The 20,018-nt window shown below is 60.1% G+C and carries 15 protein-coding genes and 4 tRNA genes; 9 read left to right on the forward strand and 10 right to left on the reverse strand.

The annotated features are described in order from the left end of the window. Nucleotides 1–263: 263 nt before the first annotated feature. Nucleotides 264–2,072 (forward strand): di-heme-cytochrome C peroxidase, encoded by a 1,809-nt coding sequence (locus ACGSLL_RS21030; RefSeq protein WP_394507795.1) that lies wholly within the window; start codon nucleotides 264–266, stop codon nucleotides 2,070–2,072. 26 nt (nucleotides 2,073–2,098) lie between these two features. Further along, nucleotides 2,099–3,232 carry a catalase family protein gene (locus ACGSLL_RS21035; protein ID WP_394507863.1) on the forward strand — a complete coding sequence of 378 codons (1,134 nt, stop codon included), beginning with the start codon at nucleotides 2,099–2,101 and terminating at the stop codon, nucleotides 3,230–3,232. Between the two features lie 102 nt (nucleotides 3,233–3,334). Here ACGSLL_RS21035 and ACGSLL_RS21040 read toward each other — a convergent pair. The 4 genes from ACGSLL_RS21040 to ACGSLL_RS21055 form a co-directional block, all read right to left on the reverse strand. Then, nucleotides 3,335–3,411 (reverse strand) — tRNA-Asp (locus tag ACGSLL_RS21040). Between the two features lie 19 nt (nucleotides 3,412–3,430). Continuing rightward, nucleotides 3,431–3,506, reverse strand: a tRNA-Val gene (locus tag ACGSLL_RS21045). A 190-nt stretch (nucleotides 3,507–3,696) separates the two neighbouring features. Further along, nucleotides 3,697–3,773 (reverse strand) — tRNA-Asp (locus ACGSLL_RS21050). Nucleotides 3,774–3,792: 19 nt separating this feature from the next. Next, nucleotides 3,793–3,868: transfer RNA gene (locus ACGSLL_RS21055), tRNA-Val, on the reverse strand. A gap of 159 nt (nucleotides 3,869–4,027) precedes the next feature. Here ACGSLL_RS21055 and rdgC point away from each other — a divergent pair. From rdgC to sugE, 3 genes are all read left to right on the forward strand, one after another. Then, nucleotides 4,028–4,948 carry a recombination-associated protein RdgC gene (gene rdgC, locus ACGSLL_RS21060; RefSeq protein ID WP_090282462.1) on the forward strand — a complete coding sequence of 307 codons (921 nt, stop codon included), beginning with the start codon at nucleotides 4,028–4,030 and terminating at the stop codon, nucleotides 4,946–4,948. A 148-nt stretch (nucleotides 4,949–5,096) separates the two neighbouring features. Further along, entirely contained in the window at nucleotides 5,097–6,062 is a 966-nt protein-coding gene (locus ACGSLL_RS21065) for a bile acid:sodium symporter family protein (protein ID WP_394507796.1), read from the forward strand. Between the two features lie 119 nt (nucleotides 6,063–6,181). Continuing rightward, entirely contained in the window at nucleotides 6,182–6,496 is a 315-nt protein-coding gene (sugE, locus tag ACGSLL_RS21070) for a quaternary ammonium compound efflux SMR transporter SugE (protein ID WP_394507797.1), read from the forward strand. Nucleotides 6,497–6,610: 114 nt separating this feature from the next. Here sugE and ACGSLL_RS21075 read toward each other — a convergent pair whose 3' ends face one another. The 4 genes from ACGSLL_RS21075 to ACGSLL_RS21090 form a co-directional block, all read right to left on the reverse strand. Then, nucleotides 6,611–8,485 (reverse strand): MFS transporter, encoded by a 1,875-nt coding sequence (locus tag ACGSLL_RS21075; RefSeq protein WP_394507798.1) that lies wholly within the window; start codon nucleotides 8,483–8,485, stop codon nucleotides 6,611–6,613. 99 nt (nucleotides 8,486–8,584) lie between these two features. After that, nucleotides 8,585–9,736 (reverse strand): TDT family transporter, encoded by a 1,152-nt coding sequence (locus ACGSLL_RS21080; protein ID WP_394507799.1) that lies wholly within the window; start codon nucleotides 9,734–9,736, stop codon nucleotides 8,585–8,587. Between the two features lie 104 nt (nucleotides 9,737–9,840). Continuing rightward, nucleotides 9,841–10,152 carry a cupin domain-containing protein gene (locus tag ACGSLL_RS21085; protein ID WP_394507800.1) on the reverse strand — a complete coding sequence of 104 codons (312 nt, stop codon included), beginning with the start codon at nucleotides 10,150–10,152 and terminating at the stop codon, nucleotides 9,841–9,843. A gap of 52 nt (nucleotides 10,153–10,204) precedes the next feature. Then, complete coding sequence (locus ACGSLL_RS21090; RefSeq protein ID WP_394507801.1) at nucleotides 10,205–11,392, reverse strand: MFS transporter; 1,188 nt, start codon at nucleotides 11,390–11,392, stop codon at nucleotides 10,205–10,207. A 91-nt stretch (nucleotides 11,393–11,483) separates the two neighbouring features. Between ACGSLL_RS21090 and ACGSLL_RS21095 the strand changes: the two genes are divergently transcribed. Continuing rightward, nucleotides 11,484–12,026, forward strand: a complete 543-nt coding sequence (locus ACGSLL_RS21095) for a TetR/AcrR family transcriptional regulator (protein WP_394507802.1) — start codon at nucleotides 11,484–11,486, stop codon at nucleotides 12,024–12,026. A gap of 223 nt (nucleotides 12,027–12,249) precedes the next feature. Next, nucleotides 12,250–15,720, forward strand: a complete 3,471-nt coding sequence (locus tag ACGSLL_RS21100) for a hybrid sensor histidine kinase/response regulator (protein ID WP_394507803.1) — start codon at nucleotides 12,250–12,252, stop codon at nucleotides 15,718–15,720. Nucleotides 15,721–16,198: 478 nt separating this feature from the next. On the opposite strand, the gene ACGSLL_RS21105 is transcribed toward ACGSLL_RS21100, so the two are convergent. Both ACGSLL_RS21105 and ACGSLL_RS21110 read right to left on the reverse strand, forming a co-directional pair. Continuing rightward, complete coding sequence (locus ACGSLL_RS21105; RefSeq protein WP_394507864.1) at nucleotides 16,199–17,563, reverse strand: DNA recombination protein RmuC; 1,365 nt, start codon at nucleotides 17,561–17,563, stop codon at nucleotides 16,199–16,201. Nucleotides 17,564–17,738: 175 nt separating this feature from the next. After that, entirely contained in the window at nucleotides 17,739–18,062 is a 324-nt protein-coding gene (locus ACGSLL_RS21110) for an SEL1-like repeat protein (RefSeq protein ID WP_394507804.1), read from the reverse strand. Between the two features lie 963 nt (nucleotides 18,063–19,025). Between ACGSLL_RS21110 and ACGSLL_RS21115 the strand changes: the two genes are divergently transcribed. Next, on the forward strand, nucleotides 19,026–19,250 hold the full coding sequence (locus ACGSLL_RS21115) for a hypothetical protein (RefSeq protein ID WP_047736507.1): 225 nt from the start codon (nucleotides 19,026–19,028) through the stop codon (nucleotides 19,248–19,250). Between the two features lie 274 nt (nucleotides 19,251–19,524). Beyond that, a complete protein-coding gene (locus ACGSLL_RS21120; protein WP_394507805.1) occupies nucleotides 19,525–20,007 on the forward strand; it encodes a hypothetical protein in 483 nt (160 codons plus the stop codon). Nucleotides 20,008–20,018 lie beyond the last annotated feature (11 nt).

The following is a 20,018-nucleotide window of genomic DNA, read 5'->3' on the forward strand; positions in this document are numbered from 1 at the left end:
CCTTGTTCATGCGCCGAATGGGCAATCGAGTAAAGCCGCGAGCTTATCAGGCCGCCACGACCAATGGCTACCGGCATGAGAGCAGCAAACTTGCGATAAGTTCAGGGACTCAAACGCATTGGCCGCAAGCAACGATGAAGCTTCTGTCATCTTCTTCCGACAATCGCAGTCAGCCCTTCTCGCCATATCTGGCGTAATGGCCACTTGCCGCACAGGGCCTCGCTCAGGCATAACAGCGCAACAATTCGACAAGGACGTTTATCTTGCGCCTCTTATTCCGTGTACTGACCCTGATCGTCGTACTGCTGGGCCTCGTTCTGGCCGTGGTGCTGTATTACGTCGCCAATCCGAAATTGCCCTTTTACACGCCCGCCGAGCAGGTGCATTACCTTGACCAGTGGAGCGAGCAGGACCGGCAAACCTATTACTTCACGCCACAAGGCACGCAGGTCAAAGGCCTGCGCTACGAATGGTTCCAGGCACTCGAACTGCCCTTTTCGCAGCAGCGTTTCGCCTCGCCCGAGTACCTCGCACGCTTCGGCTTCCTGATCGATCCGCAGCAGAAAGCCTCGCCGAACAACCCCGGCAACCTGCCCGTCGGCTTCGCTCGGCATCAGAACCCTGGCAGTGGCGAACATTATCTGGACATCACCTGCGCCGCCTGCCACACCGGCGAATTGCGTTTCAAAGGCCAGGCGCTGCGAATTGACGGCGGCACGGCACAACACGTGCTGCCTTCCAGCGTTCCTACGCTGCGCGGAGGCAGTTTTGGACAGGCATTGGTGGCCAGTCTGACCTCGACTTACTACAACCCATGGAAATTCGAACGTTTCGCCAGGAACGTATTGGGCGACGCCTACGATGCGGGTCACCAACAGTTGCGCAGAGACTTCAAATCCTCGCTGGACACCTTTATTAAAGTGGCCTGGAACGATACTCATCGCGGCCTCTATCCGACTGAAGAAGGCCCCGGACGCGCCGATGCGTTCGGGCGGATCGCCAACGCCACATTCGGCGATGCGATTTCCGCGAGCAATTACCGAGTGGCCGATGCGCCGGTGGATTACCCGCAACTGTGGAACATGTGGACGTTCGATTGGGTGCAGTGGAACGGCTCGGCGCAACAGCCGATGGCGCGCAATATCGGCGAAGCGCTGGGTGTCGGCGCCACGCTGAATTTTTTTGACAGCAACGGCCAACCGCTGCAAGGCGATGCGCGCTACGCATCCAGCGTAAGGGTGCGTGATCTGCACACCATCGAAGAAAGCTTGCAAAGACTCCGCCCGCCTGCCTGGCCTGAGACGCTGTTCGGTGCCATCGACAAGCCGCTGGCCGCGAAGGGCCGCGCACTGTTTACCGAGAATTGCGCCGGTTGCCATGTGCCGCCGCAGAAGCTGGAAGGCGAGCGCTGGGTGCAAAGTCTGCACATGCTGCCGGTCGCTGTGATCGGTACCGATCCGAACGCCGCCAACAACATTGCCAGCCACCGTTTCGACCTGAGCGCGCTGCAATGGGACCTGAAAGAGCTGCAAACGATGGACGTCAAACTGCACCCGACGCCCAAGGAACCGCTGGACCTCAGCCAGTTGTCCGTGGCCAAGGGCCTGGCGTACGTCACCGCTTTTGTCGAGGACCGCGCCTATCGTGAAGCCAACGTCACGCCGCAGGAGAAACCGCAACTGGACGGTTTCGGCCTGCCGATCGGCGTCCGAGAAAAAGTCGCCTACAAGGCGCGGCCACTGGCCGGGGTCTGGGCTACAGCGCCGTTTCTGCACAACGGTTCGGTGCCGAGTATTTATCAGTTGCTGTCGCCGCAGGATGAGCGCGCCACCACCTTCTATAAAGGCAGTTTCGAATACGATCCGCGACATCTGGGTTACCGCACCGAAGCCTTTACCAATGGCTTCCTGTTCGATACGCGCATCAGCGGCAACCACAACAGCGGTCATGAATTTCGTGCCGGCGAACGCGGCAACGGCGTGATTGGCCGGTTGTTGCAGCCGCAAGAGCGCTGGGCCTTGCTGGAATACCTGAAAGTGCTCGGCGGCCCGCTGGAGGCGCAATTGCCATGATCTCGACCTTCAAGAAAGAACTGCCACTGCTGGCGCGGATCTGGCTGCGCATCGGCCGATGGCTCGGCAAGCTGTTACTGATCGTGCTCGCCGTCGGCCTGCTCGGCTGGGCCATTGCCAGCGCCTGGTTCGCGTGGCAGCACCGCGGCCCGGTGTCGGCACTCGAGCAGATTCCGCCCGGCGAAGCGGCACTGACGCAAAGCGTGATCCAGACCGCCGTGCGTATCGTCGATCAGCATCGCGAACCGACGCGCTACCTGCGCGATGCGCACGCCAAGGCCCACGGCTGTGTCAAAGCGCAGGTGCAGGTTTTGCCGGATCTCGAGCAGTCCCTGCGTCAAGGCGTGTTCAGTGAGCCGGGAAAAACCTGGCAGGCGCTGATCCGGCTATCGAACGGCAATGCCTATCCGCAGTTCGACAGCATCCGCGACGCTCGCGGCATGGCGATCAAACTGCTCGATGTGCCGGGTAAACAGCTGCTCGGCACGCGCCAGGCTCTGGCTGAACAGGATTTCGTCATGTTCAGTCACCCGAACTTCTTTGTCAGTGATGTCGCCGAGTACCGGCAGAATGTGGCGGCGCAGGCCGATGGTAAAAAGGTCATGGCGTTCTTCCCTGCCTGGGATCCACGCACCTGGCAGGTTCGCCATTTGTTTATCGCGCTGGCAACCCTCGCACCGCCACCGGACAGTCCGACCGAAACGACGTACTTTTCGGTATCGCCGTATAAATTTGGCGAGGCCAACGCGAAGTTTCGCGTTGCACCGGACCCGGACAATTGCCCGGCCTATACATTGCCGAAGCAAAACCATGATCTGCCGAACTTTCTGCGCAGTGCTTTGATTCAACAATTGTCGACCGACCGCGTGCCGGCCTGCTTCGTTCTGCAGATTCAGCGTCAGGATGCCAACAAATTCATGCCGATCGAGGACACCAGCATTGAATGGCGCGAAGAGGATTCGCCTTTTGAAACCGTCGCGCGGATCACTTTGCCACCGCAGGATTTCGACATCCCGGCGCTGAATCTGCAATGCGACAACCTGTCATTCAACCCGTGGTTCGGCATCGAAGCGCATCGCCCGATTGGTGGCATCAATCGCCTGCGCAAAGCGGTGTACGAGGCCATCAGCGACTATCGTCATCAACGCAACGGCGAATAAGAACCGCACGCAGCGCAGAATACCCAAACGCCAGACAGCAAAAAGCCCGCACTAGGCGGGCTTTCCGTGGTATCTGGCGTTCAGTGTTCCAGATGCCGAATATGGCGCAGCGGACGGGACTCGAACCCGCGACCCCCGGCGTGACAGGCCGGTATTCTAACCGACTGAACTACCGCTGCGCGAAACGCTTGAAACGAATGGTGGGTGATGACGGGATCGAACCGCCGACATTCTGCTTGTAAGGCAGACGCTCTCCCAGCTGAGCTAATCACCCTTCGCTTCGTTACGGGGCGCATTATGCCACAAGTTTTCGTAATGTGTTGATTTAATTGAAGTTTTTTTCAAATAAATCCGAAAACCGGTGAAACGATGCATCCCGCGGGTACAACCTTGGGGCAGAAAAAAGCCCGCTTCAGCGGGCTCTTCCGTGGTACCTGGCGTTCAGTGGTCCAGGTTACCGAATATGGCGCAGCGGACGGGACTCGAACCCGCGACCCCCGGCGTGACAGGCCGGTATTCTAACCGACTGAACTACCGCTGCGCTAAACACTTGAAACGAATGGTGGGTGATGACGGGATCGAACCGCCGACATTCTGCTTGTAAGGCAGACGCTCTCCCAGCTGAGCTAATCACCCTTCGCTTCGGTGTGGCGCGCATTCTACGGAGCGCCCCCACCTCTGGCAAGCACTTTTTTAAATAATTTTCCGAGGCCTTCCAAAGGCTTAGAGAAGGGTTGGCCTATGCCACGGCGAAGACAATAATGCCCCCCTTTGTATAAAGGAGAGACTCACCCCATGTGGTTCAAGAACCTGCTTATCTATCGCCTGACCCAAGACCTGCCTGTCGATGCCGAGGCGCTGGAAACTGCACTGGCCACCAAACTGGCGCGTCCATGTGCAAGCCAGGAGTTGACCACCTACGGTTTCGTCGCGCCGTTCGGCAAAGGCGAAGACGCGCCACTGGTGCATGTCAGCGGTGACTTCCTGCTGATTGCTGCGCGTAAGGAAGAACGCATTCTGCCGGGCAGCGTCGTGCGCGACGCGGTCAAGGAAAAGGTCGAAGAGATCGAAGCCGAGCAGATGCGCAAGGTCTATAAAAAGGAACGCGACCAGATCAAGGATGAAATCATCCAGGCGTTCCTGCCACGCGCATTCATCCGTCGCTCGTCGACCTTTGCTGCCGTCGCGCCGAAACAGGGGCTGATCCTGGTCAACTCGGCCAGCCCGAAACGCGCCGAAGACTTGTTGTCGACCCTGCGTGAGGTGATCGGCACCCTGCCCGTGCGTCCGTTGACGGTGAAAATGGCACCGACCGCCGTGATGACCGATTGGGTCACCACGCAAAAAGCCGCCGACGACTTCTATGTACTGGACGAGTGCGAACTGCGTGACACCCATGAAGACGGCGGCATTGTGCGCTGCAAGCGTCAGGACCTCACCAGCGAAGAAATCCAGCTGCACCTGAGCACCGGCAAAGTGGTCACCCAGTTGTCGCTGGCGTGGCAGGACAAATTGTCGTTCATGCTCGACGACAAAATGACCGTCAAGCGCTTGAAGTTCGAGGACTTGCTGCAGGATCAGGCGGAACAGGACGGCGGCGACGAAGCTCTCGGCCAACTGGACGCCAGCTTCACCCTGATGATGCTGACCTTCGGCGACTTCCTGCCGGCACTGGTGGAAGCGCTGGGCGGGGAAGAGACTCCGCAGGGGATCTAAAAACCTTGTGAGTTTGTAACCTGTGGGAGCGAGCCTGCTCGCGAATGCGGTGGGTCAGTCAACATTATTGTCTGGCTGACCGCATTCGCGAGCAGGCTCGCTCCCACAGTTCGATTTGTGGTGTTCATTGAATAACAAGGACCAGGTCATGCGCGCACTGGCTGCACTCAGCCGCTTCGTCGGCAATACCTTCGCTTACTGGGTTCTGATTTTCGCCGTGATCGCGTTTCTGCAACCGGCGTGGTTCCTCGGCCTGAAAAGCGCCATCGTGCCGCTGCTGGGGCTGGTGATGTTCGGCATGGGCCTGACCCTCAAACTCGACGACTTCGCTGCCGTTGCCCGCCATCCGTGGCGTGTCGCGTTGGGCGTGGTTGCGCATTTCGTGATCATGCCCGGTGTGGCGTGGTTGCTCTGCCAGGTGTTTCACCTGCCGCCGGAAATCGCCGTCGGCGTGATCTTGGTCGGCTGCTGCCCGAGCGGCACGTCGTCCAACGTGATGACCTGGCTGGCGCGCGGTGATCTGGCGTTGTCGGTAGCCATCGCTGCCGTCACCACCCTCCTCGCCCCGCTGCTGACCCCGGCGCTGATCTGGCTGCTGGCTTCGGCGTGGCTGCCGGTGTCGTTCATGGAGCTGTTCTGGTCGATCCTGCAAGTGGTGCTGCTGCCGATCGTTCTGGGCGTGGTGGCCCAGCGCATGCTGGGCGACAAGGTTCGGCATGCGGTCGACGTGCTGCCGCTGGTGTCGGTGGTCAGCATCGTCATCATCGTCACGGCGGTGGTGGCGGCCAGTCAGGCGAAGATCGCCGAGTCGGGCCTGCTGATCATGGCGGTGGTGATGCTGCACAACAGCTTTGGTTATTTGCTCGGCTACTTCACCGGACGCCTGTTCAAATTGCCGCTGGCGCAGCGCAAGTCGCTGGCGCTGGAAGTCGGCATGCAGAATTCGGGGCTGGGCGCCGCGCTGGCCAGTGCACACTTTTCGCCACTGGCGGCAGTGCCGAGTGCATTGTTCAGCGTCTGGCACAATATTTCCGGCGCACTGCTATCAACGTATTTCCGCCGGATGAGTGAAAAGGCAGACCGTGAGACGGCGGCGCAACAAGCGGCCGACTGAGGCGCAAACTTGATCCCCGGGTTAATGCTCGGCAGACTGTGGCGCAACGCGGGGACGACCCTGCGGCTCGCTCGAGTCATCAATCTGGGGACGACCCCGTCAATCGATGGAGGTCTTGCATGTCCTGGATCATTCTGTTTTTCGCCGGCCTGTTCGAGGTTGGCTGGGCCGTCGGCCTGAAATACACCGACGGCTTCACCCGCCCCCTGCCCACCGTACTGACCATTGCAGCCATGGCCGTCAGCCTTGGCCTGCTGGGGCTGGCGGTGAAGGATTTGCCGTTGGGTACGGCTTATGCGATCTGGACCGGTGTCGGTGCCGTCGGCACGGTGATCGCCGGGATCATTCTGTTTGGCGAATCGATGGCATTGATTCGGCTGGCGAGTGTGGCATTGATCGTCACGGGGTTGATTGGCCTTAAGATCAGCGCTTAGGCCACTACCGCTTTCGCGAGCAGGCTCGCTCCCACATTCAATCGCGTTCCGTCAGAGGAATACGATCAACTGTGGGAGCGAGCCTGCTCGCGAAGAGGTCCTTAAAATCGTCGACTATCTGACTGCCCCGCGCAACGCCCCCACCAACACCTGCAAATTCGCCGGCTCAGCCGCTTCAACGCCTACCGGCGCACCCGCCACCAGCGTCACCCGCGACCACAACCGGCGCAAAAAGCCCTTGTTCGGATCGCGACTGAAAAAACTTCCCCACAACCCCTGCAACGCCAACGGAATCACCGGAACTGGCGTCTCTTCCAGAATCCGCGTCAGCCCGCCGCGGAACTCGTTGATCTCGCCATCGGCAGTCAATTTGCCTTCCGGGAAGATGCACACCAGTTCGCCATCCTTCAGATATTGCGCAATACGGCTGAAGGCCTTTTCGTAAATCTGGATATCTTCCTGGCGTCCGGCGATGGGAATCGCGCCAGCGGTGCGGAAGATAAAGTTCAGCACCGGCAGGTTGTAGATCTTGTAGTACATGACAAAGCGAATCGGCCTGCGCACTGCGCCCCCGATCAGCAAGGCATCGACGAACGACACGTGGTTGCACACCAGCAACGCCGCGCCTTCATCGGGAATCGCTTCAAGGTTGCGGTGCTCGACGCGGTACATGGAATGGCTGAGCAGCCAGATCATGAAACGCATGCTGAACTCAGGCACGATCTTGAAGATGTAGGCGTTGACGCCGATGTTCAGCAGCGACACCACAAGGAACAACTGCGGGATCGACAGATTGGCCACGCTCAACAAAACGATCGAAACAATCGCCGAAACCACCATGAACAGCGCGTTGAGAATGTTGTTCGCGGCAATCACCCGCGCGCGCTCGTGCTCGGCGGTGCGCGACTGGATCAGCGCGTACAGCGGCACGATATAAAAGCCGCCGAATATCCCGAGGCCAAGAATGTCGATCAGCACCGCCCAGGTGTGAACGAAGCCCAGCACCTCAGTCCAGCTATGGCCGTTGACGCTGTCGGGAATCCCGCCGGAATGCCACCACAGCAGCAGGCCGAACACCGTCAGACCGAACGAACCGAACGGCACCAGACCGATCTCGACTTTGCGCCCGGACAGCTTCTCGCAAAGCATCGAACCCAGCGCAATGCCCACCGAAAACACAGTGAGGATCAGGGTGACCACGGTCTCATCGCCGTGCATCCACTCCTTGGCATAGGCCGGAATCTGCGTCAGGTAAATCGCCCCGACGAACCAGAACCACGAGTTGCCGACAATCGAGCGCGACACGGCGGGCGTCTGGCCCAAGCCGAGCTTCAACGTCGCCCAGGACTGGCTGAAAATGTTCCAGTTCAAACGCATTTCGGGGGTGGACGCAGCGGCGCGCGGAATACTGCGGCTGGCCAGATAACCCAGCACGGCAATGCCGACGATGGCGGCGGACACCACCGGCGCGTAGTGCTCTGAGGACATCATGATCCCGGCACCAATCGTCCCGGCGAGAATCGCCAGAAAAGTGCCCATTTCCACCAGACCGTTGCCACCCACCAGTTCATCGTCACGCAGCGCCTGCGGCAGGATCGAATACTTCACCGGCCCGAACAGCGCCGAATGAGTGCCCATAGCGAACAGCGCCACCAGCATCAGCGACAAATGATCGAAAAGAAAACCGATTGATCCTACGGCCATGATCGCGATTTCCGCGAGTTTGATCAGACGGATCAGCGCGTCCTTGGCGAACTTTTCGCCAAACTGCCCGGCCAGTGCCGAGAACAGAAAGAACGGCAGGATGAACAACAGCGCACACAGGTTGACCCAGATCGAGCGGTCACCCTCGATGGTCAGCCGATAGAGAATCGCGAGAATCAACGACTGCTTGAACACGTTGTCGTTGAACGCACCGAGCGACTGCGTAATGAAGAACGGCAGGAAGCGCCGGGTGCGCAGCAGGTTGAACTGTGAGGGGTGACTCATCTTCCGTGTTTCCCTGATGTTTAAGGTAGCGAGGCCTGGATACTGCTTATTGGAATCTCGAAGCGCGTTCCAGGCCACACCTTACCTAAACTTTTCAGGTTATTGCTTCAAACCTGCGATACAAGGCGAGACAAACAGCTCGCCACGCCAGGCGCCTTGCACGGTGCGCTTGCCGACGATCAGCCACATCAGCGCCAGCAGTATCACCAGCGCCGTGCCGACGACGCTGAAAAACGTCAGGTTCAGGGTGCTCGCCAGTTTCAAAGTGGCCAGCGAATACACGCCCAGCGGGAAGGTAAACCCCCACCAGCCGAGGTTGAACGAGATGCCATCGCGCAGGTAGCGCACGGTGATCAGCAGGGCCATCAACATCCACCAAAGGCCAAAGCCCCACAGCGTGATACCGGCCACCAGCCCGAGCCCCGCCGCGATTTCACCGATGCCCGGCAAACCGTTGGCAGCGAAAATCAGCGGCGCATCGCCGCCCAGCAGCAGCATGCCCAGCGCACCGGTGCCGATCGGCCCGAGCGCCAGCCAGCTCGACGCGGCCATGTTTTCGTGGGGCAATTTATGCAGGGCCATGCGCAGCAGCAGAATGGTCAGAATGCTGAACGCCACGGGCAGGGAAAATGCCCAGAGCACGTAGCTTGTGGTCAGCACCACCAGTTGCGCGTGGGCATCGGTGAGGTGCGGCGCAAGCAGGCCACCACTGGCCGCGGCCACTTCCGCAGCGACCACCGGCAACAGCCACACCGCCGTCATCTGGTCGATGCTGTGCTCCTGGCGGGTAAACATCATGTAGGGAATCAATACGCCGCAAGCGAGCGACATTGCCACGTCCAGCCACCACAGCACTTCGGCCAGATCAATTACGCCCTCACCCCAGCGCGGCAGGCCGAAAACGAGAAAGCCATTGATGATCGTTGCCAGCCCCATCGGAATCGTGCCGAAGAACATCGACACGGTGGAATGACCAAAGATGCGCCGGGCTTCATCGAAAAACAGGATCCAGCGCGCGGCGTAGGCAGCGGTAAACAGGGTGAACAACAGGATGTTGAACAACCACAGCGCTTCAGCCACGACGTGCAGGCCGGGGACGGCAAACGGTAGTTGCGCCAGCGCCAGCGCCAGCACACCGGTGCCCATGGTCGCGGCGAACCAGTTGGGGGTGAACTGACGAATCACTTCGCGCGGGTGCTGAAGCTGGCTGAACGGCTTGAGGCCGGGTTTGGCGGTGTGTGGGCAAATCATCAGGAACTCCTTCCTCCGGTGAGGTTGAGCCCATGGTAGAACCGAATCGAATATCTATATAACGGGTAATTTCTCTAACTGTTATCTGGTTTATCAATAAGCGGTCAAACGCTGCCTTCGCTTTCGATTACCAAAATCCGCGCCACGCCTTGCGGATGGGCGACATGCTCGGTGCCAACGCTGGCGTAGAAAATGTCACCGACGTCGAGCTGCACCTGTTTTTCTTCGCCTTGCTCGCGGTAATGCATCGTCACTTGGCCATCGAGCACGACAAACACTTCTTCGCCATCGTTGACGTGCCACTTGTACGGTTGATCAGTCCAGTGCAGACGCGTGGTGATGCCGTTCATGTTGGCAATGTCCAGCGCGCCCCAGGCGCGTTCGGCGGTGAAGGCTTTGCTGCGGATAATCTTCATGATCGGTCCGTGAGAAGAATGGCGAAGGCAAGGCTAACCGAAACCTCGAGGATTATGGAGCGCTGCACATTTTGGCGGACGCTGCACGCAAGCTGAGCAGCAGTGCCGCGACAGCCATAACGATCAGCACGGCGCCGTAACCATCCGTTGCCCGCACTAGCCCGTAGCTATGCGAAAAGTGCCCGGCAAGCAGCGCCGGCAAACAGAACGCCAGATAACTGAGCACGTAATACGCCGCCATCAACCCGGCGCGCTCGTGGGGCAAGGCCAGCGGCACCAGGCTGCGCACGGCGCCGAGAAAACCCGAACCGAAGCCACAACCGGCCACCAGTGTGCCGAAGAAAAACCACGGCAGGCTGGCGCTGTGCACGCCCAGCAGAATCAAAATCACACCAACCGGCAGCAGGCTGGCGCCTGAACGCAGCGCTTGCGATGCAGGTCGCTGACGCATGATAAAAATCATCATCGCGCCGGTCACGGTCAACACGGCTACCGTTGCGCCGCCGATCAGATTTGACGTCGACCCGGTCGCGGTGCGCACCAGCGATGGCGCGAGAGAGGCGTAAAACCCGCCAAGCGCCCACGTGGCTGTGTTTAGCGGCAAGACCCGCCACAAGGTCGATCGGGCTTGTATCGGCACATGCAAGGTCGGCCGCAAAGAAGCCCACGCGCCCGCTTGCGGAGTAACGCTTTCCGGCAACCGCCAGACATACAAGCCCTGCAAGACAAACAGCGCCAGCAACAGCCAGTACGTCAGTTGTAACGGTGCCGGGGCAAATTCGGCCAGCAAACCGCAACCCATCCCGCCCAGCGCCATGCCCAGCAACGGTGCCACGCTGTTGATCAGCGGGCCGTGCTGGCGATCGGTATCGAGCAATGTCGCGCTTAATACTGCGGTGGCCATGCCAGTGGCGAAACCTTGCAGCACGCGTGCGCTGATCAGCCATTCCACGCTGTTGGCGTAGATAAACAAAAGCATCGCCAGAACATTGAGCACCACCGCCGCAAAGATTACCGGTTTGCGGCCGAGGTGATCGGACAGCGAACCCACGGTCAATAACGCCACAAGCAGACTGAGCGCATACACGGCAAAGATCAGCGTCAGCACCGTCGCGGAAAATTGCAGTTGCTCCTGATACAGATGATACAGCGGGGTTGGCGCGGTGGAGGCGGCAAGAAAACTCAGTAAGGTGATCGCCAGAAACCACAGGCTGGATCGATTGGATGCAAGGCTGGACATGGGCACACTCCGCAAAAGCTAATTTTTTGCTTTTGCGGAGTGTGCTACTGCCTCGCGCTTAAAGCAAATTCTTTGTGTTAAGGTCTGCGCCATGGCTATTAAAGAAGGTTTACGCCCCGGCGGCCGCAGTGCCCGGGTGCAAGAGTCGGTTCATTCGGCTGTCCGTGCGCTCCTCGCAGAACAGGAGCGCTCTACCGTGACCGTGCCGCAAATCGCCGCGCGCGCGGGGGTTACCCCCTCGACGATCTATCGCCGCTGGGGCGATCTGGCGGCATTGCTTGCCGATGTCGCCCTCGCCCGCCTGCGCCCGGACAGCGAACCGGCCGACACCGGCAGTCTGCGCGGCGATGTTCGGGCCTGGGCCGAGCAGTATCTTGATGAGATGAGTTCGGAGATCGGACGCAACATGATGCGCGACGTGCAGGCGAGCGCGACGCCGGGCTATTGCGTGACGATTATCGGTGCACAGTTGCAGACCATCGTTGACCGTTATCCGGATGAACCGGCGCCGAGTGTCGATCGGCTGATCAATCTGGTGGTAGCGCCGGTGGTGTTCCGGATTCTGTTTTCGGCGGCGGCGCTGGAAATTGAAGAACTGCATCGGCTGATCGATATTGCACTGCGTCTGGACTGACGCCTTCGCGAGCAGGCTCGCTCCCACCTTGGCAATGCGCTCTCCCTGTGGGAGCGAGCCTGCTCGCGAAAAGGCCAGGTCGGTCAGCACAAAACCCTCTGGCTCCACACCTGCGACACCCCGCCACGCCACGACCATGGTCGACACTGACTAACCGCCGCGCGCATGCCAGACTGTCCGCCCGGGCAGGAGTGCCCCGGGAGTCTTTTGTCGGGAGTGTTGCATGTCGTTGTCCACCGGGCTGATCGCCGCCGTCGCCCTGGCCTATATGGCCATCATGTTCGCCATCGCCTTTTACGGCGACCGTCGCAGCACGCCGTTGCCGCCGCGTGTGCGTGCCTGGGTGTACAGCCTGTCGCTGGCGGTTTATTGCACCAGCTGGACGTTTTTCGGCGCGGTCGGTCAGGCGGCGGAACAACTGTGGTCATTCCTGCCGATCTACCTCGGGCCGATCCTGCTGCTGGTCGGCGCGCCGTGGGTCCTGCAGAAAATGGTGATGATCAGCAAGCAGGAGAACATCACCTCCATCGCCGACTTCATCGCCGCGCGCTACGGCAAATCGCAATCGCTGGCGGTGGTCGTGGCGCTGATCTGTCTGGTCGGCGTGCTGCCCTACATCGCCCTGCAACTCAAAGGCATCGTCCTCGGCGTGAACCTGTTGATTGGCGCCGGCGCCGACGCGATGGGCACGCGTGCGCAGGACACCGCGCTGATCGTCTCGCTGGTGCTGGCGCTGTTCACCATTGTCTTCGGTACGCGCAACCTCGATGCCACCGAGCACCACCGCGGCATGGTCCTGGCGATTGCCTTCGAATCGCTGGTCAAGCTGTTCGCATTTCTCGCGGTCGGCGCGTTTGTCACTTACGGCTTGTATGACGGTTTCGATGATCTGTTCAATCAAGCGATGCTCGCGCCGCGCCTCGAGCAATACTGGAAAGAAACGATCAACTGGCCGTCGATGGTGGTGCAGACCGGCGTAGCGATGATGGCGATCATCTGCCTGCCGCGGCAGTTCCACGTCACCGTGGTGGAGAACATCGATCCGCAGGATCTGCGCCTGGCCAAATGGGTGTTTCCGGCTTATCTCGCACTGGCGGCGCTGTTTGTAGTGCCGATTGCTTTGGCCGGTCAGATGATGCTGCCCAGTGACGTGCTGCCCGATTCCTTCGTGATCAGCCTGCCACTGGCTCAGGCGCATCCGGCGCTGGCGATGCTGGCGTTTATCGGCGGCGCGTCGGCGGCCACCGGCATGGTGATTGTCGCCAGCGTGGCGCTGTCGACCATGGTCTCCAACGACATGCTGTTGCCGTGGCTGCTGCGGCGCAACAATGCCGAGCGGCCGTTTGAAGTGTTCCGTCAGTGGATGCTGTCGGTGCGCCGCGTGAGCATCGTGGTCATTCTGTTGCTGGCCTACGTCAGCTACCGTTTGCTCGGCTCCACCGCGAGCCTGGCAACCATCGGCCAGATCGCCTTCGCTGCAGTGACGCAACTGGCCCCGGCCATGCTCGGCGCGCTGTACTGGAAACAGGCCAACCGCCGCGGTGTGTTTGCCGGCCTCGCCGCAGGCACATTCCTCTGGTTCTACACACTGGTCTTGCCGATTGCCGCGCACAGTCTCGGTTGGTCACTGAACAGCTTTCCGGGGCTGGCATGGCTGCACAGCAATCCGCTGAACCTGCCGATCAGCCCGCTGACCCAAGGCGTGGTGCTGTCGCTGGCCGGCAACTTCACCCTGTTCGCCTGGGTCTCGGTGCTGTCGCGCACGCGGGTATCGGAACACTGGCAGGCCGGGCGTTTCATCGGCCAGGAGATCAGCGCACGACCCAGCGCACGCTCGATGCTGGCGGTGCAGATCGACGATCTGCTGCAACTGGCCGCGCGCTTCGTCGGTGAAGAACGTGCGCGGCAGAGCTTTATTCGCTTCGCCTACCGCCAGGGCAAAGGCTTCAACCCGAACCAGAATGCCGACAGCGAATGGATCGCCCACACCGAACGCTTGCTGGCTGGTGTACTCGGCGCGTCTTCAACGCGCGCGGTGGTAAAAGCCGCCATCGAAGGTCGGGAAATGCAGCTGGAGGACGTCGTGCGCATCGCCGACGAAGCCTCCGAAGTGCTGCAATTCAACCGCGCGCTGCTGCAAGGCGCGATTGAAAACATCACTCAAGGCATCAGCGTGGTCGACCAGTCGCTGAAACTGGTGGCGTGGAATCGCCGTTATCTGGAGCTGTTCAATTATCCCGACGGCTTGATCAGCGTCGGCCGGCCGATTGCCGACATCATTCGCTACAACGCCGAACGCGGTTTGTGCGGCCCCGGCGAAGCGGAAGTCCACGTCGCGCGGCGCCTGCACTGGATGCGCCAGGGCCGCGCGCATACCTCCGAGCGGCTGTTCCCCAACGGCCGGGTGATCGAGTTGATCGGCAACCCGATGCCCGGCGGCGGCTTCGTCATGAGTTTCACCGACATCACCGCGTTCCGCGAAGCCGAACAGGCGCTGACCGAAGCCAACGAAGGGCTGGAGCAACGGGTCAGCGAACGTACCCAGGAGCTGTCGCAGCTCAACCTTGCGCTGACCGCGGCCAAAGGCACCGCCGAAGCGGCCAGCCAGTCGAAAACCCGCTTTCTGGCGGCGGTCAGTCATGACCTGATGCAGCCGCTCAACGCCGCCCGCCTGTTCTCCGCCGCCCTCTCCCACCAAAGCGAAGGCTTGAGCAGCGACGCGCAAAAACTGGTGCAGCACCTCGACAGCTCGTTGCGCTCAGCCGAAGACCTGATCAGCGATCTGCTGGATATTTCCCGCCTGGAAAACGGCAAGATCAATCCCGATCGCAAGCCCTTTGCGCTCAACGAACTGTTCGACATTCTTGGCGCCGAATTCAAGGCACTGGCGCAGGAACAGGGCCTGACCTTCCGCGTGCGCGGCAGTCATTTGCGCATCGACAGCGACATCAAGTTGCTGCGGCGGATTCTGCAAAACTTCCTCACCAACGCCTTTCGCTACGCCAAAGGCCCGGTGCTGCTTGGCGTACGTCGGCGCAGTGGCGAGCTGTGCCTGGAAGTGTGGGATCGCGGGCCGGGCATTCCCGAGGACAAACAGCAGGTGATATTCGAGGAATTCAAACGCCTCGACAGCCACCAGACCCGCGCCGAAAAAGGCCTCGGCCTCGGCCTGGCGATCGCCGACGGCTTATGCCGAGTACTCGGTCATACCCTACGCGTACGTTCGTGGCCAGGGCGTGGCAGCGTATTCAGCGTCAGCGTGCCACTCGCGAAATCGCAGGCCGCGCCGGCAAGCGTCATCGCGGAAATCAATGGCAAATTGCTCAGCGGTGCGCAGGTGCTGTGCATCGACAATGAAGACAGCATCCTGATCGGCATGAACAGCCTCTTGAGCCGCTGGGGCTGCCAAGTCTGGACCGCGCGCAACCGCGAGGAATGCGCAGCGCTGCTCAGCGAAGGCGTCCGCCCGCAACTGGCGCTGGTCGACTATCACCTCGACCACGGCGACACCGGCACCGAACTGATGGCATGGCTACGCACGCGCCTCGGTGAACCGGTGCCGGGTGTGGTGATCAGTGCTGACGGGCGCCCGGAAATGGTTGCCCAAGTGCATGCAGCGGGTCTGGATTATCTGGCCAAACCGGTGAAACCGGCGGCGTTGCGGGCGTTGTTGAGCAGGTATTTGCCGTTGTAAGGGTGACCTCAAAGAAAGAATCAAAAGCCCCTCATCGGAACGCCGCCCGCCTATCCCTCTCCCGGAGGGAGAGGGAACTGACCGTGGTGAATGCGAGAGCTACACCGACCTGCGATACCGAGTCGTACGCAAACTTAGAAGCCAACCAAGATCGGCTCCCTCTCCCTCGGGAGAGGGCTGGGGTGAGGGGCAGCCACACCACAAATCCCAAGCCGAACAACCGCCTCTAACCACTCAACAATGAGCGTTAGCTCGAGTGCCCTTGATCTTGATCTCGCCTAACCGGCGACGTCGGAAGGCTGAGTGGAGGGGTCGATCCCGGAGCGAAGGAACCCGAGCCTGCGAGGGCCGGACGCAGGAGCAAAGCCTTTTGGTTCCTTTTTGGCGTCTGAAAAAGGGACTCGCCGTAAGGGCGAAACCGCCGGCCGCAGCACCCGAAGCAACGGATATACACTCAACAACCGAGCGCGCCAAGCTTCTAGTCAGGCAACTCAACCAGCCCATCAACATCCGTCATCGCCCGCTCCAGCAAATCAGCCGGCAGACTCTTGCTCGCCCGCGCCCCCAACAACTTCAACTGCTCACTGCGACTGACCAGATTGCCCCGCCCTTCGGTCAGCTTGTTACGCGCCGAACTGTAAGCCTTGTCCAACTGCTGCAAGCGATTGCCCACCTCGTCCAGATCCTGAATGAACAACACAAACTTGTCATACAGCCACCCGGCGCGCTCAGCGATTTCCCGGGCATTCTGACTCTGACGCTCCTGCTTCCACAGGCTGTCAATCACCCGCAACGTAGCAAGCAAGGTGGTCGGACTGACAATCACGATATTGCGGTCAAACGCTTCCTGAAACAGCGTCGGCTCGGCCTGCAACGCCGCCGAGAACGCCGCTTCGATCGGCACGAACAGCAAAACGAAATCGAGGCTGTGCAGCCCCTCCAGACGCTTGTAATCCTTGCCGGCCAGGCCCTTGACGTGATTGCGCAGCGACAGCACGTGCTGCTTGATCGCGATCTGCCCGAGGGTGTCATCGTCGGCGGCCACGTATTGCTGATAGGCGGTAAGGCTGACCTTGGAGTCGACTACCACCTGCTTGTCGCCGGGCAGGTAAATGATCACGTCCGGCTGGAAGCGCTCGCCGTCCGGGCCTTTGAGATTGACCTGGGTCTGGTACTCGCGGCCCTTCTCCAGACCGGCGTGCTCAAGCACCCGCTCGAGAATCAGTTCGCCCCAGTTGCCTTGGGTCTTCTGCCCTTTCAGGGCACGGGTGAGATTGGTCGCTTCGTCGCTCAGGCGCAGGTTCAGCGCCTGCAAACGTTCGAGTTCCTTGGCCAGGGAAAAGCGCTCACGAGCCTCAGCCTGATAACTCTCCTCGACGCGTTTTTCGAAGGACTGGATGCGTTCCTTCAGCGGATCGAGCAACTGGCCGAGCCGTTGCTGACTGGTTTCGGCAAAGCGCTGCTCGCGCTCATCGAAGATCTTGCCGGCCAGTTCGGCAAACTGCGCGCGCAGTTCATCGCGCGAGCCTTGCAGATCGTTGAGGCGTTGCTGATGGCTTTCCTGTTGTTCGCGCAACTCGGCGTTCAGCGACGCGGCTTGCGCATCAAGGCGGCGCAGTTCGGCTTCTTTGTTGGCGCGTTCCAGGTTCCAGGCGTGGGCGGCGTCGCGGGCATCGTCGCGCTCGATCTGCAGCAGTTCGACTTCGCGACGCAGGGCCGCCAGCTCAGCCTGTTTGGCCGCATTGGCCTGGCCAAGATCGGCGACTTCATCGCGACAGGCCTCAAGCTGCGCGTTGAGGCCGTCCTGGGCCAGTTGCGCCATCGCCAGCCGCTCTTCCAGCAAGGCCTGCGCAGCTTGCCCGTTGCTCGCCCGGCGCTGCAGTTGCCAGGCGAGTGCCAACAAGGGCAGCCCTGCCGCTGCGAGACCGAGCAATACGCTGGTCAAGTCCATAGCCATAGCGACTCCTGCCGATCCGATAAAGCCTGAAGGTTAACCAAGGTGTCAGGTCTTGGACAGCTCAGTCTTCGAGCAGGCCGAGTTCCCGTTGCGCGCGACGGTCGCCAGCGCGGGCGGCCTGGCGCAGCAGCTCCTGGCCGATGCGTCGATCTCTGGCGTTACCGCACTCGCGGCACATCAGTTGACCGAGGCGGCTCTGCGCTGTGACCACGCCTTCGCGCGCCGGTTGCTTGAGCAGGCGGCCAGCGAGGTGCTTGGCGTTATGGCTGGCGCTCAGACGCGGGCTGTCGAGCAGCCATTCCGCAACGCGTACGGAAAATCGCTTGGGCGAGGTAACAGGCGGAAGGTCTGGGGTAACAGAGTCTGATACTGAGCGAAACTTCATAAAGCACTGTGGGACGAATCGGAAGGCGCGCCACTCTACTCTTTTTTTCTTACAGGTAAAGTCTAAAAACAACCCGGCACGCCCGTGCTAGAGCAAGCGCTCGGGACAATCCACAGAAGCTGTGGATAACTCAGTGGACAACCGTCCTGCAATCCGCGCAAAGCCTTATGGAACGGGGCTCGCAGTCAAACTGACGATTTTTTCACCAACAAAAAAAAGCGATGTTTTTCATTGACTTAAACTTTCGATGCAGGCAGCCACCGGGGTCAGGATGGATATGACAGCGCTGTGACAGGCCGCGCAACTAATGTGCACAAGTACCTGTTACCTGGTTATATCGCTGCGCTTTTTCGGGTCGTTTTGACAGTTGATTGTCTGATAAGCCGCTTGCCAGTACGGCCGATCAGCGAAACCTCACCGACCGACGGTCGAAAAATGCCCGTTTTCGGGCGGCCAGATTCCGTGCCCAGGCAAACCCATTGCTGGGCTGCAATGTTTTTTCCGCAGGCCATTTGCTTTAACGATATCGATCCGTTACTATCCGCGGCGTTAGTACCAAGCTGAAAGTCAATTCCGGTCGAACACATCCCCCACGGTCAACCTTTCGTAAAGAAGCCAGACCGAAAAAAGCGGGAAACGACCCCTCGATGGTTTCCAGGTAAATCTTGCGTCAACACAGCCTTCCTCCGATGTGAAGGGTGTTGCCAGGAACACTTACTCTGACCGAACCAACCTGCAAATTGATCAGGATCTTCACCCCGGGCCCAGAACCTTTGCCCTTGTTGTGATGCCTGTCCTCCTAAGTACCTACCTGCCAGCCCAAGCGCGCCAACTTAATAGCGCTGCAACTGGCTGCTTTGTTCCAGTCGGGTTCTTCGTTCGGTCAATGGTGATCGACGTTACTGGAACGTTTTAACGTTGCACGGTTCTTATCCGTGTCATTTGTAGGAACACCTAATAATCATGTCTACTCAAATCCAGACTCAGGATGCCATCCGCACCCTAACCAACGCCTTTGCACCGATGAACTGCCTGATCATGGCCGCTCGCAAAGGCTGCTTCAGCTTCACCGTGGTCAATGAACACGGGATCGCCCGCCACAGCGAGCGTCTGTACCCCGATCAGTACTCCAGCGCCGAACCGCTGCAGGCCGTGATCGAGCGTACACGTCAGGCGTTGATTGCCTGAGAGCCGAAAAGGCTGCAAAAGCACAAGCCCTGCATGAATATGCGGGGCTTTTTATTGCCCGATGTTTCGCTTTTTGCCTGCCGCGTTTAAGCACCTTCGGATATAACAGTTATAACTCGAAGCCGAAAAGAATTTAAAAACAGGCCTTTACGTCGCGAATATGACACTACACTTCAACTCGAGCGGCATGATCCGCTCATGGCGGGCCTGAACCGATCCACCGCTGCCAAGCCTCCTTCAGGCCTCGCCACTCACTACGTGAACCGAGGGATTTATGGGTATCGCTGCCAGCGAACTGTGTCGATATGTGATCCGCCCCACGCTGATTTATCTGGGCCGTCACTGCGCCACCGCCGAAGCACTGCTGCTGGGCATCGCCGCCAGCCAGTCAGCCCTCGGATCCGCCCTGCATGACCGCCGTGGCCACGGGCTATACCGCATTGCCGAGCAGCGCCATCAAGCGCTATGGGACGACTACATTGCGCTCGACCCGGAGCGTGCCAGCCTGGTACGCGGCCTCGCCAGTCAGCATGCGTTTCTCAGCGGTCCACATGTCGAATTGACCGTCAACCTGCGTTACGCCACTGCCATCGCCTGGCTGCTGGTCGAAGAACAAAACCCCACCCTCCCCGCACCCGACGATCTGTTGGCCATGGCGCGCATCTGGCGTCAGACCTTCCAGCCCCAGGGTCGTCTGCGCGACTTCACATGCGCGTGGCAAAGCTGTGTTTCACCGCTGAATCAGGTCGCCTGCTGACCAAGCGGTTT

Origin of the sequence: Pseudomonas retamae (assembly GCF_043496865.1) — a bacterium.
Classification (GTDB): Bacteria; Pseudomonadota; Gammaproteobacteria; order Pseudomonadales; family Pseudomonadaceae; genus Aquipseudomonas; species Aquipseudomonas retamae.

Excerpts from the sequence above, each read along its gene's own strand:
- rdgC (WP_090282462.1), top strand. The coding sequence starts at position 4,028 with ATGTGGTTCAAGAACCTGCTTATCTATCGCCTGACCCAAGACCTGCCT.
- ACGSLL_RS21065 (WP_394507796.1), top strand. The coding sequence starts at position 5,097 with ATGCGCGCACTGGCTGCACTCAGCCGCTTCGTCGGCAATACCTTCGCT.
- sugE (WP_394507797.1), top strand. The coding sequence starts at position 6,182 with ATGTCCTGGATCATTCTGTTTTTCGCCGGCCTGTTCGAGGTTGGCTGG.
- ACGSLL_RS21075 (WP_394507798.1), bottom strand. The coding sequence starts at position 8,485 with ATGAGTCACCCCTCACAGTTCAACCTGCTGCGCACCCGGCGCTTCCTG.
- ACGSLL_RS21080 (WP_394507799.1), bottom strand. The coding sequence starts at position 9,736 with ATGATTTGCCCACACACCGCCAAACCCGGCCTCAAGCCGTTCAGCCAG.
- ACGSLL_RS21085 (WP_394507800.1), bottom strand. The coding sequence starts at position 10,152 with ATGAAGATTATCCGCAGCAAAGCCTTCACCGCCGAACGCGCCTGGGGC.
- ACGSLL_RS21090 (WP_394507801.1), bottom strand. The coding sequence starts at position 11,392 with ATGTCCAGCCTTGCATCCAATCGATCCAGCCTGTGGTTTCTGGCGATC.
- ACGSLL_RS21095 (WP_394507802.1), top strand. The coding sequence starts at position 11,484 with ATGGCTATTAAAGAAGGTTTACGCCCCGGCGGCCGCAGTGCCCGGGTG.
- ACGSLL_RS21100 (WP_394507803.1), top strand. The coding sequence starts at position 12,250 with ATGTCGTTGTCCACCGGGCTGATCGCCGCCGTCGCCCTGGCCTATATG.
- ACGSLL_RS21110 (WP_394507804.1), bottom strand. The coding sequence starts at position 18,062 with ATGAAGTTTCGCTCAGTATCAGACTCTGTTACCCCAGACCTTCCGCCT.
- ACGSLL_RS21115 (WP_047736507.1), top strand. The coding sequence starts at position 19,026 with ATGTCTACTCAAATCCAGACTCAGGATGCCATCCGCACCCTAACCAAC.
- ACGSLL_RS21120 (WP_394507805.1), top strand. The coding sequence starts at position 19,525 with ATGGGTATCGCTGCCAGCGAACTGTGTCGATATGTGATCCGCCCCACG.